The organism is Pedobacter nutrimenti, assembly GCF_032678445.1.
GTDB classification, from domain to species: Bacteria; Bacteroidota; Bacteroidia; order Sphingobacteriales; family Sphingobacteriaceae; genus Pedobacter; species Pedobacter nutrimenti_A.
In genome coordinates this window covers 427,134-442,537 of sequence record NZ_JAVTSQ010000001.1, presented here as the reverse complement: position 1 = coordinate 442,537, position 15,404 = coordinate 427,134, and the positions used below count along the sequence as shown (strand labels likewise).

Annotated in this window: 13 protein-coding genes; 9 read left to right on the top strand and 4 right to left on the bottom strand. The window is 40.7% G+C overall.

Translation table 11 applies throughout. The features are described 5' to 3' along the window. Nucleotides 1–3 precede the first annotated feature (3 nt). The 4 genes from R2S08_RS01965 to R2S08_RS01950 all read right to left on the bottom strand — a co-directional run bounded on the left by R2S08_RS01965 (nucleotide 4) and on the right by R2S08_RS01950 (nucleotide 5,668). Nucleotides 4–3,300, bottom strand: coding sequence for a TonB-dependent receptor (locus R2S08_RS01965; protein WP_316833626.1), 3,297 nt, complete (start codon nucleotides 3,298–3,300; stop codon nucleotides 4–6). A gap of 87 nt (nucleotides 3,301–3,387) precedes the next feature. After that, complete coding sequence (locus R2S08_RS01960) at nucleotides 3,388–4,404, bottom strand: FecR family protein (protein ID WP_316833625.1); 1,017 nt, start codon at nucleotides 4,402–4,404, stop codon at nucleotides 3,388–3,390. A gap of 55 nt (nucleotides 4,405–4,459) precedes the next feature. Next, the gene (locus R2S08_RS01955) at nucleotides 4,460–5,008 is read right to left on the bottom strand and encodes an RNA polymerase sigma factor (protein WP_316833624.1); all 549 of its coding nucleotides are present in this window, start codon (nucleotides 5,006–5,008) and stop codon (nucleotides 4,460–4,462) included. A gap of 120 nt (nucleotides 5,009–5,128) precedes the next feature. Continuing rightward, nucleotides 5,129–5,668 carry a lipocalin family protein gene (locus R2S08_RS01950; RefSeq protein ID WP_316833623.1) on the bottom strand — a complete coding sequence of 180 codons (540 nt, stop codon included), beginning with the start codon at nucleotides 5,666–5,668 and terminating at the stop codon, nucleotides 5,129–5,131. Nucleotides 5,669–5,840: 172 nt separating this feature from the next. Between R2S08_RS01950 and R2S08_RS01945 the strand changes: the two genes are divergently transcribed. The 9 genes from R2S08_RS01945 to R2S08_RS01905 all read left to right on the top strand — a co-directional run bounded on the left by R2S08_RS01945 (nucleotide 5,841) and on the right by R2S08_RS01905 (nucleotide 15,333). Next, nucleotides 5,841–6,731, top strand: coding sequence for a lysophospholipid acyltransferase family protein (locus R2S08_RS01945; protein WP_316833622.1), 891 nt, complete (start codon nucleotides 5,841–5,843; stop codon nucleotides 6,729–6,731). Between the two features lie 138 nt (nucleotides 6,732–6,869). Next, entirely contained in the window at nucleotides 6,870–7,373 is a 504-nt protein-coding gene (locus R2S08_RS01940) for a hypothetical protein (protein ID WP_316833621.1), read from the top strand. Nucleotides 7,374–7,432: 59 nt separating this feature from the next. Then, nucleotides 7,433–8,065 carry an ABC transporter ATP-binding protein gene (locus R2S08_RS01935; protein WP_316833620.1) on the top strand — a complete coding sequence of 211 codons (633 nt, stop codon included), beginning with the start codon at nucleotides 7,433–7,435 and terminating at the stop codon, nucleotides 8,063–8,065. Continuing rightward, nucleotides 8,065–9,177, top strand: coding sequence for a hypothetical protein (locus R2S08_RS01930; RefSeq protein WP_316833619.1), 1,113 nt, complete (start codon nucleotides 8,065–8,067; stop codon nucleotides 9,175–9,177). Before R2S08_RS01935 ends, R2S08_RS01930 begins: the two co-directional genes overlap by 1 nt. Before the next feature lie 476 nt (nucleotides 9,178–9,653). Next, the gene (locus R2S08_RS01925; protein ID WP_316833618.1) at nucleotides 9,654–10,646 is read left to right on the top strand and encodes a DMT family transporter; all 993 of its coding nucleotides are present in this window, start codon (nucleotides 9,654–9,656) and stop codon (nucleotides 10,644–10,646) included. After that, nucleotides 10,627–12,357, top strand: coding sequence for a dihydroxy-acid dehydratase (locus R2S08_RS01920; RefSeq protein ID WP_316833617.1), 1,731 nt, complete (start codon nucleotides 10,627–10,629; stop codon nucleotides 12,355–12,357). The genes R2S08_RS01925 and R2S08_RS01920 overlap by 20 nt, the downstream gene beginning before the upstream one ends. Nucleotides 12,358–12,403: 46 nt before the next feature. Continuing rightward, on the top strand, nucleotides 12,404–13,042 hold the full coding sequence (locus R2S08_RS01915; RefSeq protein WP_316833616.1) for a GntR family transcriptional regulator: 639 nt from the start codon (nucleotides 12,404–12,406) through the stop codon (nucleotides 13,040–13,042). 10 nt (nucleotides 13,043–13,052) lie between these two features. After that, nucleotides 13,053–13,844, top strand: coding sequence for an SDR family NAD(P)-dependent oxidoreductase (locus R2S08_RS01910; RefSeq protein ID WP_316833614.1), 792 nt, complete (start codon nucleotides 13,053–13,055; stop codon nucleotides 13,842–13,844). A 145-nt stretch (nucleotides 13,845–13,989) separates the two neighbouring features. Next, nucleotides 13,990–15,333, top strand: a complete 1,344-nt coding sequence (locus R2S08_RS01905) for an aspartate aminotransferase family protein (RefSeq protein WP_316833613.1) — start codon at nucleotides 13,990–13,992, stop codon at nucleotides 15,331–15,333. Nucleotides 15,334–15,404: the final 71 nt, after the last annotated feature.

The following is a 15,404-nucleotide window of genomic DNA, read 5'->3' as shown; positions in this document are numbered from 1 at the left end:
AGTTTATAAAGTAATGTTAACACCTATTGATATGGTTTTGGAAGTCGGATAAACACCATAGTCTTCACCATTTGTTGTGGCATTAGACCTGTTGGTTACCTCGGGATTATAACCGGTGTATTTGGTAAATGTAAAAGGATTTTGTGCGGAGACATATAACCTCAGCTTAGATAAATACATTTTCTTGACCAGATCGGAAGGAAAAGTATAACCTAGTGCAATATTGCGGATTCTCAAATAAGATCCATCTTCAATATGCCAGGTAGAGGTAGTACCATTACTTCCCTTGGCAACCCGGTTTGCCCGCACATCTTGTCCGCTTCCAGGATTACTTTCAGATACCCACCGATCTAAAGAACTGATCATATTGTTCATATTCCCCTCTTTATTTGCAAAATACCTTCTCGACAGGTTCAAAATCTTATTTCCATAAACGCCTTGCAGGGCAACACTTAAATCTATCCCCTTATATTCGGCCGATGTTGCAAAACCATAAGTAAACTTTGGCAAATAATTACCCACAATTTCCCTGTCTTTTGTTAAATCGATCACGCCGTCGCCATCTACATCTTTAAATTTAAAATCACCTGGTTTAGACGTATTTAAATCGTAGTTTCCTTGTGTATCTTTATAATGAGGATAGGCATCTACTTCTGCCTGGTTTTTAAACACACCTAAAACGACCGGTAAATAATAGGATCCGATCGGTTCTCCAACCCGGGTTAAAAAGTAAGCATTGGCCACAGATCCGGTTTTGATGATATCTGCATTTCCAGGCCCCAACTCCACTACTTTGTTGATGTTTTTGGAAAAATTGGCACTTGCAGTCCACTTTACGCCACCAAATTGCTGCTGTGTACCTAAATTTATATCTATCCCCTTGTTGTTCACTTTTCCGATATTTTTCAGTTCCGTTGCAAAGCCCGTGGTTAAAGGAACCGGTACATCCAGCAATAGATCTTTGGTGTTACTATTGTAGACATCAACAGACAAAGTGAGCTGATTTTTGAAAAACGAAGCATCGAAACCTATATTCAACTGCGCTGTTTTTTCCCATCTCAGATCATCATTTGGAGTCGCATAAGGCGCTGCGCCGTTCACAACACCCGGTGTCGCTCCTCCCAGAACATATCCATAGTTGGTCATTGCACCCTGTGCTCCGTAAGCAGGGATATTAAAATTACCGGTAAGTCCATAGCTGGCCCTTAACTTAAGGTCAGAAATAGATTCTACATTCTTAAGGAAGCTCTCCTCAGACATCCTCCATCCAATGGATGCAGAAGGGAAATACCCCCATTTGTTGTTTGAACCAAATTTCGAAGAGCCATCCGCCCTTAATGAACCCGTAAACAAGTATTTACCCTTATAACTGTATTGTAATCTGGCAATACCGGAGGCCAGAGACCATTGTTGCCTTGTTGCTGTTCCACTGGTCACTAAACCTGCATTTAAATAACTGATCTGATCGCTGATAAAGCCTTTTGTTGCCAAAGCATAATTTCCACTCAGATCATCCTTCTGAGCAGACCAGCCCAGCAAAGCGCTGATGCTATGGTCACCTATCATCTTGTTGTAGTTTAAAGTCTGTTCCAATAACCAATTGGTTTCCTTTATTGTTCTGGAAGAACCGGAAGCATCTGAAGGCTCATTTACCGCACTATTTGATTTTGGAATAGTTGAAGGACTGAAGGTATCTTCCGAACTGTTAAAAAGATCTATTCCCAGCTGGATTTTATATTTCAGATCTTTAAATATAGCGGCTTCAACAAAGGCGCTACCAGTTAACCTGTTTGATCCGACATCATCTTTTTGAAGCCTAGCAAGTGCAACTGGATTCCATGCTTGTGTTTCACCATTCCCCCCTATTGGCTTATCTACACCTGGAACAACCGTATTGGTACCTGTACTCCAGGAGTTTTGTCCAAAGTTATAGCTCCCATCGCTGTTGTATACCGGGAAGATAGGCGAATAATGTAAGGCTGAAGCTACAATTCCGCCTGCGGAATAGGCGCCATTTGCATTCACTCTTTTTTCATTGATCACCGATGGTGAAAGGTTCACACCATATCTGAACGCCCCTTTTTTTCCTTCTAAATTTAATCTTCCGCTGTAGCGTTTAAATCCACTGTTCAGGATAATCCCATCCTGATCAAAATACTCCATTGACGCGTAATACTTTAACAGCTCACTCCCACCTGCAGCAGAAATAGAATGGCTTTGAATTGGAGCTACTCTAAAAATCTGGTCCTGCCAGTCTGTATTGGTTAATCCTTGCTGTCCCTGCAAATAAGGAAGTACTTCCAAAGGCATTACGGCACTGGTATTCCCAGCTCCGGCTTTCAGCAAACGGGTGCTGTTGTTATCGCTTAAATTATAAGGGACAACCGGAAGTCCTAAAGCTATATTTTTACGGTTTATAGCTTCCATAGCATCGGCATAGGTATTATTTCTGGATTCTAGCACCATTTGTGCGTACTGATAAGCATCCATCATTTTGATCTTATGAGAGATAGACTGCCATCCTGTATAACTGTTTACATTGATAGTCGACACGCCGTTCTTCCCTTGCTTGGTGGTAATCAACACCACCCCATTTGAACCTCTGGAACCATAAATAGCCGCAGACGAAGCATCCTTCAGTACCTCAACAGAGGCAATATCATTTGTATTTAAATTGTTGATGTTATCATTAGAAATAGGTACCCCATCAATTACATATAAAGGATTTGAACCGGCTGTAATGGTACCTACTCCCCTAACTTTAACAGACAATGCGCCACCAGGTGTCCCTGCACCTTGTGAAACCTGTACCCCGGCCATTTTACCCACCATTGCTTCTGCAACATTGTTAATCGGCTGGTTCTCCAGATCTGAAGATTTCAAGCTTGCAATTGCAGTCGTTACATCCTTCTTTTTCTGGCTGCCATACCCAACAATAACCACATCAGACAAAGAGGCTGAAGAAGGATTCAGCTGGATAAGCAGTGTTGCTTGTTCCCCCGCTTTGAGCACATAGTTTTCAATTGTTTTCGTTGTATATCCAATATAAGAAGCACTAATGTTGTAAGGCACCCCTGCAGAAAGGCCATTAATTAAAAACTTACCGTCCTTATTGACAATAACTCCTTTTTTCTCACTGGTTTTTGTGTTCGTTAAAAAGACAGACGCTCCAAGCAGGGGCTGTCCTGTTTCATCCTTAACAATCCCGGTTATCTCAGAAGTTTGCTGAGCCCAGGTTTTCGCCGATACTGCCATGAGCAGCAGGCAAAAAAACAAATGTGTAGTAAATTTTCTATGCATAATATGTGGTGATTTGGTTGTTTTTTTGACAAAATATTCCCTGTCCGCTATTGGAGCAGAATAAATTATAATCATATGGTTCTGGATTTACTTACTAATCAGGTAGCCGTCGTTTGTTTTTGTTTGTTTTAGTTTATTTAATTCAGCTATTTCTTCGAGTATAGTGTCTATGGATGTTGTTAATTTCAAACTTCCTGTAAATGACATCTCTTTCAAATCATCAGCGCGGTATTTAATCTTAACTCTATAATGCTCTTCTAATCTGGCAAAAACATCAACCAAAGAAGCCTGGGTAAAATTCAGCTCCTTAATTTTATCATCCTGTCTAATTTCAATTCTGCTCTCACTCACTTTTACTTTGTTCAGCCTAAGGTTATAGACCAATTCATTACCTGGCAGGAGTATCTTGCTAAAATGCATTATCTGATGAGCAGAATCTATATTTTTCACCCACACTTTTCCGGTATGCAACTGAACCTTAATAAACTTACCCTTTTCCAATGCGGTTATCGTAAAAGATGTTCCCAAAGCAGTGGTAGATATTCCATTAGCATAAACAACAAATGGATGTACCTTATCTTTGGTTACCTGGAAAAAGCTTTTTCCTTTCAAATAAAGTTCACGTTTGTCTTTTCCAAAAGGTAAGGTATACCTCAACTCGCCTCCCGGATATATTTTTACGATCGAATGGTCTGGCAGCTTAATTTCCTGGCTGTAATCCGTATAATTCACAATTGATTTCCAATAAACTGAAGCCGTTTTCTGAAGGGGTTGAACCTGAATATTGACCGGTGAGAAATCTGTAGAATTTTGATTTACTTTCCATAAGCCAATACTTAGCAGAGCAAGAATAACTGCCGCAGCAGAAATCTTTTTCATCCAACCTAATTTATACGCATGTGGTTGTATCTGTTTTTTTACTGCATCAAACATCTCTTCGGTTTTTTCAGAAGAAATGTTTGATGCAGTAACCTCATCCCATTCATTTTTGTCTAATAAATATTCAGGAAGATCATTTGCTTGTTTTAAAAATTTATTGACCACAAGCTTCTCTTCAGGGCTGCACTGCCCTTTAAAATATTTATCCAGAAGCTCTTTTGACATGCTCATACTACTAATACGATTGGTTTAGGGATAAACCCGTAATGGGCAAAAAAAATTAACGAAGATATTCTGCGAGGAAAATAATGGCAGGAACATAGGAATAACCACTTAACTGTTTAATGGCTAAAGAAATGTGCTTTTCTACCGTCCTTGGCGAAATAGAAAGCTGTTCAGAAATCTCTTTATACGAATAGCCGTGTAAACGGCTTAAGAGAAAAACCTTTTTTCTGGTTGGAGGAAGTACACTTAAAGCAAGTTCTAATTCCTGACGAGCCTCAAAAACATCACTATGCGCTGCCTTTTCTTCTTCAGCCTCATCATAATACCGTTTAAGGTTACGCTCCTCACAGGCCATTTTTTTAAAATAATCGAGCAGCGTCGTTTTCGCAATCCTGAATAGCTGCAGATCAAATTCGTGTTCTTCAGACAGCGTATGTCTAAAGTTCCATAGCTTTATAAAAGCCAGTTGGGTAAGCTCCTGTGCCTGATCTTCAGAAGCTGTTTTTTTTAAAAAAAAGGCAAATACCTTCTTATGCCATAACTTAAAAGCTATTTCAAAAGACACATGATCTCCTTCTTTTATATCCCGGATGTAGTTTAGCATTTCTGCTCAAAAATATTTGGTTAATGTTAGCTGAAATTAAATATAGTGTTAATTCCAACAAAAAAACAATTAACATGATATTCAACAATACATCCGGGTCATAACCTGCATATAGTTACGCTAATCCTGTTTCGTCCAGACCAGGGCGTCGATATCATAACCTAAAGCTTTAGCTTTGTTCAAATACGCTAGTCTAACCGTTTCTGGTATGGTTTTCTCTCTGGAAAGAATCCACATATATTTTAAATTATTTCCCACTACAAGTGCATAACGGTAATCCGGATCAATTGCAATAACATTATAGCCGGCATAAAACGGACCAAAAAAAGACACCTTCAACCTACCCTCTTCAGGATCTTTCACAGGTCTGGCCGTTCCAACACTATTTTTCCATCTCCCTTTTACCACATCAAAACCCCTGTTATCTACTTTAATCAGCCCTTCTTCATCCTCCGTATAAATTGCCGTTACATGGTTCAGGTTTTTTTCATATTTAAAATCCAGACGGGCAATTTCGTACCATTTCCCCAGATATTTTGCTTTATCAAAAGGTTTAACTGCTTCAGCACCTCTTGGAATAGATACCCTGCAGGAAGCTGATAAAAGTGCCAGTGCGCCCGCTCCCAATGCAAGTGACAAGTAAACTTTATTCGTTTTCATACTTATTAAACCAGTAGATAACCATAAAGTTTGTACTTAATAAATATTCCTTATTCCACATTAGCTCTGGTCATCAACAGGCTTGCGCTTTCCACTCCTGAAAATAAAAATCTACATTTTAATGGCATATTTCTTTGGGTCGGTTGCTAATTTTGCAACACAACTCATGCTTATGATGATAAAAAAGTGTTTTTCCCATGTAGGTGTATTTTTCCTCAGTCTTTTCTCTCTTCTTCCTTTATCGGTCTTATATATTTTGTCTGATGTTGTTTACGTTCTGTTGTATTCCATCTTTGGTTACAGAAGAAAGGTCGTTAGAGAAAATCTGATTAAAGCGCTTCCGGATAAGACAGCAGCAGAAATTAACGCGATAGAGAAACGTTTTTACCAATATCTGTCAGACCTGATTTTCGAGATTGTCAAAATGAACAATATCTCGAAAAAAGAAATTGAGAAACGCTTTGTTTTTAAAAATAAGGAGCAAGTGGAAGCTTACTTAAATAACGGACAAAGTATCCTGATCTGCTCGGCCCATTACGGCAACTGGGAATGGGGTACGCTTGGCATCGGTTTAAATTTTTCCGCCGACCATTACCCTATTTATAAACCCTTGAGCAATCTGGTTTATGACAATTGGTTTAAAAAAGTACGCAGCAGATTTGGAAACAAATTAATTGCCATGCGCCAAACCTTGCGGGCTTTGCAGCAGAGCAAAAATTCACCAAGCATGTTTAGTTTTGGAAATGATCAGGCCCCGTCGAAAGATGAATCCCACTACTGGACAACCTTCATGCATCAGCAAACATCCGTTCAGCTGGGCATTGAGAAAATTGCCAGAAAAACAAACCAGCCCATATTCTATTTCAGAATCAATTATATCAAAAGAGGCTATTATACGGTTGATTGTATTCCGCTTTGTTTAAAACCTGCCGAAACCGCAGAATTTGAAATCACAGAATTACATACCAGAATGCTCGAAAATATCATTCGGGAGGAACCAGCTTACTGGCTTTGGAGTCACAGAAGATGGAAATACCAACCCAAAGCCGGGCAGGAGATTTAGACCAGCCACCCATCTCTGTCATTCGTCTATACCTTTTGCCTTTCTACCCACTCCCCATTCTCCAGGAGTATAAGAAGTGGTAGTTTTAATTAACATTTATACAATGGAAATTAAATCACCCTTTAAAAACACAGCATCATGAATACGCTGATCATCGGGACAGAACTCCCCAATTACAACAACCCAGTTTTAACTGAAAACAGCATCATTCCAGACCACGAACTTAATCTGGATGAACAACTCATCATCACTGTTCAAAATCTTCCTGTATATAATTATATCATCAGCAGAGAGAAACTCAACCTTTACTATATGGAGAAATTCCGTATATTAAAAGTACTTTGCACAAAACACCTGTCAGAGCTTGCTACAATAGAAACTCAATATCCCGCACTCGCTGCCGTATTAAGGTTAAATAAGCCTTCTATCATCAGTGAGATCATACCTTATTTAAAGGAGCTGAATATCTACCACAGTGAGGTAAACTGGAACTTAAACAAACAGCAACCGGTTTATGGGATCAGGATGGGGCTCGGATTTCCGGATCTGGTTGCCTATGAATCTATTTTTGAGAAACTGAACCAATATTTAAGACCTCAAAACAAGGTTTCAAAAACGGTTGCAGACCATAAATTCTCCTGATTCTTGAGAGGTGAAGGCGGAACATTGTAACAAATCTTCCTGCTTCACCTCTAAAATCTATGCTGACATTTATCAACTTTCAAAAAAAATATCAGGACAATACAGTTTTAAACATCCCAGATTTCAATGTGGATCCCGGGATCTACTGGTTAAAAGGAGGAAATGGCACAGGAAAGAGCACTTTACTGAAATCTTTAGCAGGTCTGATTCACTTTGACGGAGACATTCTACTGAATAAACAGATTAACCTGAAAAAGAACCCAAGAACGTACAGAAGGCTGGTAAATTTTGCAGAAGCAGAGCCTGTTTTTCCTGAATTTCTAACCGGAAATGAGTTGGTTACCATGTTTGCCGAGGCGAAAGATGCCGAACCTGGTCAGCAAAACCATTACTTAGAAAGTATGGACATGCTGGCTTATATAGATCAACCTATAGGTACCTATTCCAGTGGTATGCTTAAAAAGCTATCACTTGCACTTGCATTTCTGGGCAAACCCAAATTGATCTTATTAGATGAACCGCTGATTACCGTAGATACCGCATCCCTGGAAATATTATACAAATGGATCACAGCACATTATCAACATTACGGGACTAATTTTATTCTGGCTTCACATCAACCTCTGGAAAATTCCGGAATCCCTGTCACAAGAGAAATTTTAATAGAAACTAAATCTCTTAAATTTAATTGATGCCGCTGTTAAACATCCTGCTCAAAAGTTTCGCCTGGAAGTTTTACAAAGAAAACTCCGGCCTCTTGCTCTTCTTTTTTGTCAGTATCATCAGTTATTGTTTTTTTATTAAAACCGCCGGCGTTTATCGCCAGGAAGAATCTGTTTTTTATCACCTGATGCTCATGATGACTTTCATCACCTCTCCTTTGGTGATGCTGATGGTATTTACTTTATGGCTTCTGTACACCATTAAAAGCTGGCAGTTTGTAGCCAGACAGTTAAAGCAGAATGAAAATCGTTTTCTATTTTACAGTATGACCTCCTATAGCCGGGCCAAACAATATAAGGCCTGGCTGATGACGCAACTCGCCATCTCTCTTCCTTTAATTGGATATTGGCTCTTTGCCTCCGTTCTGGGCATCATCTACCACTCCTGGCTCATACCACTACTCACACTCCTTTACATCTTTTTGCTGGCACTCATGAGCGCCAGGTTGTATCTCTTCCTGGTTAACCGTGCCGAAAGGTCTGGTACATCTTCTATACTCCTTAGATTGAGCAGAAAACACACAAAGCATTTTTCAACGCTGTTTATCTATCGCATTTTTGATCAGGGAAAACTCCTTTATATCCTTATAAAAGTACTTTCTCTTCTGGCCATGACCGCTTTATTCCGTCTGTTTCCTGATGCCGCTGACCAGCAGATTGCTCCTTTGATTATACTGGGCGTAACGACCATACACAGTTTTTTAATTTACCAGGAACAACATTTCCAGGAAAGTCGCTTACGCTTACTTCGAAATCTTCCCCTAAGCCGGATAAAATTATTTTTTTCTTTTGCCCCGGTCTATTTCCTCATCACTTTACCTGAAACACTCTGGCTCTTTTCTAAATTCCCATTTTTACTGAGCTTAATGAGTTGCATTTTTGGTTTAAGCATTTCATTTCTCTTCAGAAGCATTGTCCTGTTAACAGGAATGAATGTCTTTAAATATCTACTCTTCATCTTTTGCCTGTTTGTATCTCTTTTTTACCTCATTCTCCTCTTAAAACCTGAATTCCTTAGTCTTATGTGCCTCAGCATCTCCTTTTTGATCTATTATTTCAGATTTTACAAGCCAAATTTGTGATTTTGGCATCATTACTGCTATAAAAGAGATACATCTATACTATGAAGATTAAAGGGAAGCATCTGAAAAGACACTTCCTTTTATTTTTTAGGCCCTTTTCATCTCCGTTCCTGAATCGATACCGTACCCGCAAACCATGCAACTGCAGAACAAACATCTGTCAAGTTTAAAAAGAAGATAACGACGGGGTAACAAGAACTTAACAATAAGCCCTTAGCTTTGCATTATAAATATCTGGTTAATATTTATAAGTTTAGGTTTAGTTGATAATAAAAAGCCATGATGGATGTCAGGGCTTTTTTTTGTATACCTAATATACAAGGAATTATAAGGTTTTCTATCTGTAAACCACAAATATAACTTAGAATTAATATTCCATTAACAACAGACCAGATCCACGTCAGTACTCCCTTTACATCAAATATTCCGGGTTGTGCAACAGGCACAAACAATATTGTTTACAAAAAACTGCAAAAATGTTTACATTAGAACCGCGTATGAAACGATCACTTATTTCCTGGAGCGCTCTTTTCGCATGTAACCTCATGTGGTCCCTTCAATTTACCTCTATTAAATTGGTCCAGGATCAGGTGGGTGCTTTTAGCACCGTTTTTATCCCAATGTTATTGTCTTCTGTTTTTATGCTGCCTTTTGTATACAAGGATGTAAAAGCAAATAAGAACAGAAGGTTCAGTGACTTGAAGATTTTTATATTGCTCGCTATTGCAGGGCAGTTTCCCGCACAGGTGCTCATGACCTTCGGCACACAGCGGTCTACCGCGAGTACAACGTCCATTATAAATCTTACTCTACCTGTTGTTTCTACCCTATTTGCCGTATGGTTGTTAAAAGAAAAGATGAACCCACTCCGCTGGGTTAGTTTTGCCATAGCCATTACCGGGGTAATTCTCTGCTCCATGAAAGACATGACAGGCCTGAACCTGAACCTCCGGTACACCATTGGTAATCTGCTTATTTTCACCGGTGTACTGGGCAGCGGCCTTTACAATACCTTATGTAAAAAAATAGCTGCCGATTACACTGAAATTGAAATGCTTTTCTACACCTATATATTCATGGTCATCTTGCTATTTCCATTGGTGTGGCATTATGAAGGCCATATATGGAAAACCATTCCTGTTTTCACTTTACGAACATGGATTGGCCTTGCCCTGTTGACCATTTTTCATAATTTCTTATCGATGATCCTGTTTTTTAAAGCATTAAAAAACCTGGAGGCTATACAAGTTGCTTTATCAAACTTTCTGATCACTTTTTTCGGCCTTCCTATTGCTGTTTTGTTTCTCCATGAGAAGCTGAACCTGATGTCTTTAGCTGGAGGTCTGCTCGTATTAATCAGCACTATAGTGATAACCGTTTGGGAATACAAAAGAAAATCTATTGATAAAATCCATGCTGACCACCTAAATAACCTTACCTATACCTCACATGAAAACTCCGTTACGTAGCCATCAATGGTTTTATGGGACCAATGAGACAGGCCTGTTGCACAGAGGCGCGCTGCGTTCCAGTGGGATCGACATGGACCTTTACCACGGACAACCCATCATTGGCATTGCCAACACCTGGGCCGAACTCAACAATTGCAACATCAGTCTGAGAGAGGTAGCGGCTCAGGTAAAGCAAGGCATCTATGAAGCCGGCGGTATTCCATTGGAATTTCCAGTCATTACCCTGGGAGAGGAACTAATGAAGCCTAGCGCAATGTTGTACAGGAATTTATTGTCTATGGATGTGGAAGAAAATTTGCGTGCTTATCCTTTAGATGGAGTGGTTTTACTTGGTAATTGCGATAAAACAGTCCCCGGCCTGCTTATGGGGGCAATTAGTGCCAATCTCCCAAGCATACAACTTAATGCAGGGCCTAAGAAAGTGGGTATACATAAGGGTAAGCGCCTGGGCAGCGGCACCGATCTCTGGAAATACTGGGACGAACTAAGAGCCGGTACCATTGACCAGGAAGAATGGGAAAACATTGGCAGGAGTTTGAGTTGCGGTGCAGGATCCTGTAATACAATGGGAACCGCCGCAACAATGAATGGACTGCTGGAAGGATTGGGAATGATGCCCCTGGGCTTAAGCACGCTCCCTGTTGATAGCCCGGAAAGATCCCGCTTATCTAAAGAAGCCGGAAAGCGTATTGTTGAAATGGTCCGGGAGGACCTTAAGCCTTCTGACATCCTTACCTTAAATGCCTTTAAAAATGCCACAGCACTGCTTATGGCTTTAGGAGGATCAACAAATGCGATGATTCACCTTACTGCACTGGCGGGAAGATTAAATATATCATTATATCCAGATATCTTTAATAAAACTGCAGAGGCTGTTCCCTGTATTGTTAATGTACAGCCCGTTGGAACCCATCTTATCGATGAGTTCGATGAAGCGGGCGGCATTCCCGCAGTATTAAAAAACCTGGAACATCTTATTGACCCATCCGTGCAAACCTATACTGGAAAAACGCTGGGCGAACTGACCCTCACCAGCAAATCCCTTGACCAGAAGATCATAAAACCGCTATCGGATGCCATTAGCTATCTTCCTCCTATCGCCATCCTGACTGGCAACCTGGCACCAGATGGCGCTGTAATCAAGGTTGCTTCTGCTTCGCCCGAACTCCTTCATCACAGTGGCCGGGCAGTTGTATTTAATTCTTACGAGGATATGCTGGGCAGAATTGATGAACCGGATCTATCTGTCGATGCCACAAGTGTTCTGGTTTTAAGAAATGCCGGGCCTAAAGGTGTACCTGGAATGCCTGAATGGGGAATGATTCCAATTCCAAAAAAGCTGCAGCTTAAAGGCGTTAAGGACATGGTGAGAATAAGTGACGCGCGCATGAGTGGAACCAGCTTTGGTACGGTGATTTTACACGTTGCTCCCGAAGCTGCATTAGGAAGTCCATTAGCCCTGGTACAAGATGGAGATACCATTTCTATTGATATTGCTACAAGGCAAATAAAACTCGAGGTCAGCGATCAGGAACTCCAAACCAGACAACAGCAATGGAAACCGGCCGGTCGTATACATAAAAGAGGATACCCGGCATTGTACATCAGAGAAGTATTGCAGGCAAATGAAGGTTGTGATTTTGACTTTTTGAAACCAAAGAACGAAGAAGAATTAATTTTTATCAGCCCAACAGTAGGCAGATCTTAATAGAATGAATATGCATCAGGAGAACACAAAACCAGAAAACAAAAAAATGAAATCAGATTCACAAGCGGTTAAAGTCTACAACGAAATCAGGAGGATGATCCATTTGTACCTGCTGATGCCCAATACCCGGCTTAAAGAAGATGAATGGGCAAAGAAAATGGAGGTGAGCAGAATGGCTGTAAGGGAAGCTCTGAACCGCCTGTTGGGTGAACGCCTGGTTACATTTGGAGAAAAGGGAGGATATTTCGTAACCTCCATTACCGAAGAAGACATTCACGAAATCCGCGAGTTGCGGGAAATTCTTGAAATAGGTGCGCTCCGGCTTTGCTTTAAAAAAATGAACAATTCGCACCTTTCCAGATTGCAAAAAATATGCGATGATTTCAGTTCTATGGTTGAACAAGGCTATTACAGCGGTGCCATGGAAGCCGACATGAAATTCCACGAAACCTTATTCGAAATTGCAGACAATGAACGTCTGCACCATGCTTATCACACCAGTCATATTATGTTGTTTCATTTGAAACTGGGGAAAGTGCACACCTATCTGGACGACTTTGCGCAAACCGACGAGGAGCATCGCAAGATCCTGAAGTATATCAAAGAAAACAACCTAAAACTGGCCGAAGAGGCATTGTATAGTCATTTGGCCAGAGGTTCAGCTTCAGCACTAGGATTAAATTAAGACAGGTATAATGGATGTAAGAAAACGATTCAGCAACCAACACGTAGTCATTACAGGTGCTGCACAAGGCATAGGTTTTGAGATCGCCTGTCATTTTGCAAGAGAAGGCGCCCTGCTTTCCCTGTTGGATTTCAATGCCGCCATGCTTGATATTGCAGCCGAAAAGATAAAACAACTGAGCACCCGGGTCTATACCTATTGCACAGACATCTCGGTTAAAGAAGAAGTCGAACAAGCTGTTTCGGCAGCAGAACGCATACAAGCTATAGACATATTGATTAATAATGCAGGTATTGCCTTTGAGACCCCTTTTCTTGAGATTGAAGAAACCGAATGGCAAAAGATCATGGATGTTAACCTTAAAGGCATGTTCCTCGTTTCGCAATCTGTTTGCCGTTCTATGGCCGCAAGAAAGAAAGGTGTAGTGGTCAATATGAGCAGCAAAAATGGTCAGGATGGAGAATTCGGCTACGCACATTACAATGCGTCAAAGGCTGGTGTCATTATGCTCACCAAAACCATGGCACTGGAGCTTGCTCATTTAAACATCCGGGTCAATGCAGTGGCACCCGGCTATATCCAAACCCCACTTTCCCAAACCATTGACTCTCCCGAGTTTACTGCAAATTTTGTAAAAAGCTATATTCCCATGAACAGAGTTGGTAAACCACAGGAAATAGCGCCCCTCTTCTTATTCCTGGCCAGCGAAGAAAGCAGCTTCATTACCGGACAAGTATTTGTTGCCGATGGTGGGCAGCTGGCAGGTCAAAAGCCCGGTCAAAAACTTACAGGAGCCCTGTAACCTAATTATAATACAGTTAAGAAATACAAAGAGGAAACAGAATAAATCTGTTTCCTCTTTTCGTATATAATTGTTTGAATATTTTGTATACATAAAAATAAATATTTTGTATACATTTACAAAACCAAATATAAAAACTGTACTTATGTCTTTTCGATCAAATGAGATCCTGCTTCAGGAAGCAAGTCAATTCCAGAAGGTACACCAGGAAGCCAACAAATTCATTGCCGGTGGTGTGGTTTCTTTAAACCGAAAGGTAGAGCCCCATATCATTTTCAAGAAAGGAAAGGGAAGCCGGATCTTTGACATCAACAACAAGGAGTATATAGATTATCACTCTGCCTTTGCCGCTCATTTACTGGGCCACAACAACAAAGAAGTGAATAAAGCTGTAATCCGGACTTTAAAAAACGACTATTCTTTAATAGGAAGCGGCACAAATCACCTGGAAATCAAACTGGCGGAGACCATGTGTAGCCTTATCCCCTCCCTCGAACTGGTTCAGATCACCAATACGGGAAGTGAGGGAACTGCTCATGCCATCAGACTGAGCAGAGCCTATACAGGAAAAGAACACATCATACTGATCGCTGGCGGATACAATGGCTGGCATAATGATGTTGCAAGAAAAGTAATGCCCGGACTAAAAGAGATTGGCCCTCGGAATTCTCCCGGAGAATACCCTTTCCTCCCATCATCGGCAGGCATTCCGCGATCTGTACGGAGTAAAATACACTGTGTTAACTTCAATGACCTGGACTCTATTGAATATGTTCTTAAAAAATACCCGGTCGCCTGTGTACTTTTGGAACCTGTAATGCAAAACATAGGCATTGTGCTTCCTCAGCCCGGTTACCTGCAAGGCCTGATCCGTTTATGTGAACAATACGATAGTGTATGCATTTTTGATGAAGTAAAAACCGGGTTTCGTTCTTCTCTAAGAGGACATCAGCACCTGGAAGGCGTCAAACCTCATTTATCCGTATTTGGCAAGGCTATTGCAAACGGCTATCCTCTGGGTGTTGTAGGCGGCAAGAAAGAGATCATGGAGTTATTTGACGCACCCGACCCTAAAAAAAGGGTACTGATCGCAGGAACCTATAATGCTCACCCTTTGAATGTAGCTGCTGCAATATCTACTTTACAAATCTTGCAGAAACCAGAAACATACGAATACCTGGACAAGGTATGTAATGTGCTTTACGACGGATTGAGATCACTTTTTATGGAAAAGGGTATTCCCGCAATTGTAGCCACAAACGGATCTGCATCCTGCACTTACTTTGCACAAAAGGCACCGTTTGACCTACATGATATTTTAACAGACCACGATTTCAACTTCGACCTGAAATACCGGAAAGCACTGATCCAGGAAGGCATTTACCTCCTTCCCGTTGCCTGTAAACAATCCTCCGTAAGCCATGCACATAGCCAGGAAGACATTTACCAAACGCTTGAAGCCAATAAAAGGGTATTAAGGAAGCTTTAGTCACAAAATTAAAACCGTATACAAAATCAAACAAATACCGTTAACAAACCAACCAAATATTTTCCTCTAAA

Coding starts and splice junctions, on each gene's coding strand:
- R2S08_RS01965 (WP_316833626.1), bottom strand. CDS start 3,300: ATGCATAGAAAATTTACTACACATTTGTTTTTTTGCCTGCTGCTCATG.
- R2S08_RS01960 (WP_316833625.1), bottom strand. CDS start 4,404: ATGTCAAAAGAGCTTCTGGATAAATATTTTAAAGGGCAGTGCAGCCCT.
- R2S08_RS01955 (WP_316833624.1), bottom strand. CDS start 5,008: ATGCTAAACTACATCCGGGATATAAAAGAAGGAGATCATGTGTCTTTT.
- R2S08_RS01950 (WP_316833623.1), bottom strand. CDS start 5,668: ATGAAAACGAATAAAGTTTACTTGTCACTTGCATTGGGAGCGGGCGCA.
- R2S08_RS01945 (WP_316833622.1), top strand. CDS start 5,841: ATGATGATAAAAAAGTGTTTTTCCCATGTAGGTGTATTTTTCCTCAGT.
- R2S08_RS01940 (WP_316833621.1), top strand. CDS start 6,870: ATGAATACGCTGATCATCGGGACAGAACTCCCCAATTACAACAACCCA.
- R2S08_RS01935 (WP_316833620.1), top strand. CDS start 7,433: ATGCTGACATTTATCAACTTTCAAAAAAAATATCAGGACAATACAGTT.
- R2S08_RS01930 (WP_316833619.1), top strand. CDS start 8,065: ATGCCGCTGTTAAACATCCTGCTCAAAAGTTTCGCCTGGAAGTTTTAC.
- R2S08_RS01925 (WP_316833618.1), top strand. CDS start 9,654: ATGTTTACATTAGAACCGCGTATGAAACGATCACTTATTTCCTGGAGC.
- R2S08_RS01920 (WP_316833617.1), top strand. CDS start 10,627: ATGAAAACTCCGTTACGTAGCCATCAATGGTTTTATGGGACCAATGAG.
- R2S08_RS01915 (WP_316833616.1), top strand. CDS start 12,404: ATGAAATCAGATTCACAAGCGGTTAAAGTCTACAACGAAATCAGGAGG.
- R2S08_RS01910 (WP_316833614.1), top strand. CDS start 13,053: ATGGATGTAAGAAAACGATTCAGCAACCAACACGTAGTCATTACAGGT.
- R2S08_RS01905 (WP_316833613.1), top strand. CDS start 13,990: ATGTCTTTTCGATCAAATGAGATCCTGCTTCAGGAAGCAAGTCAATTC.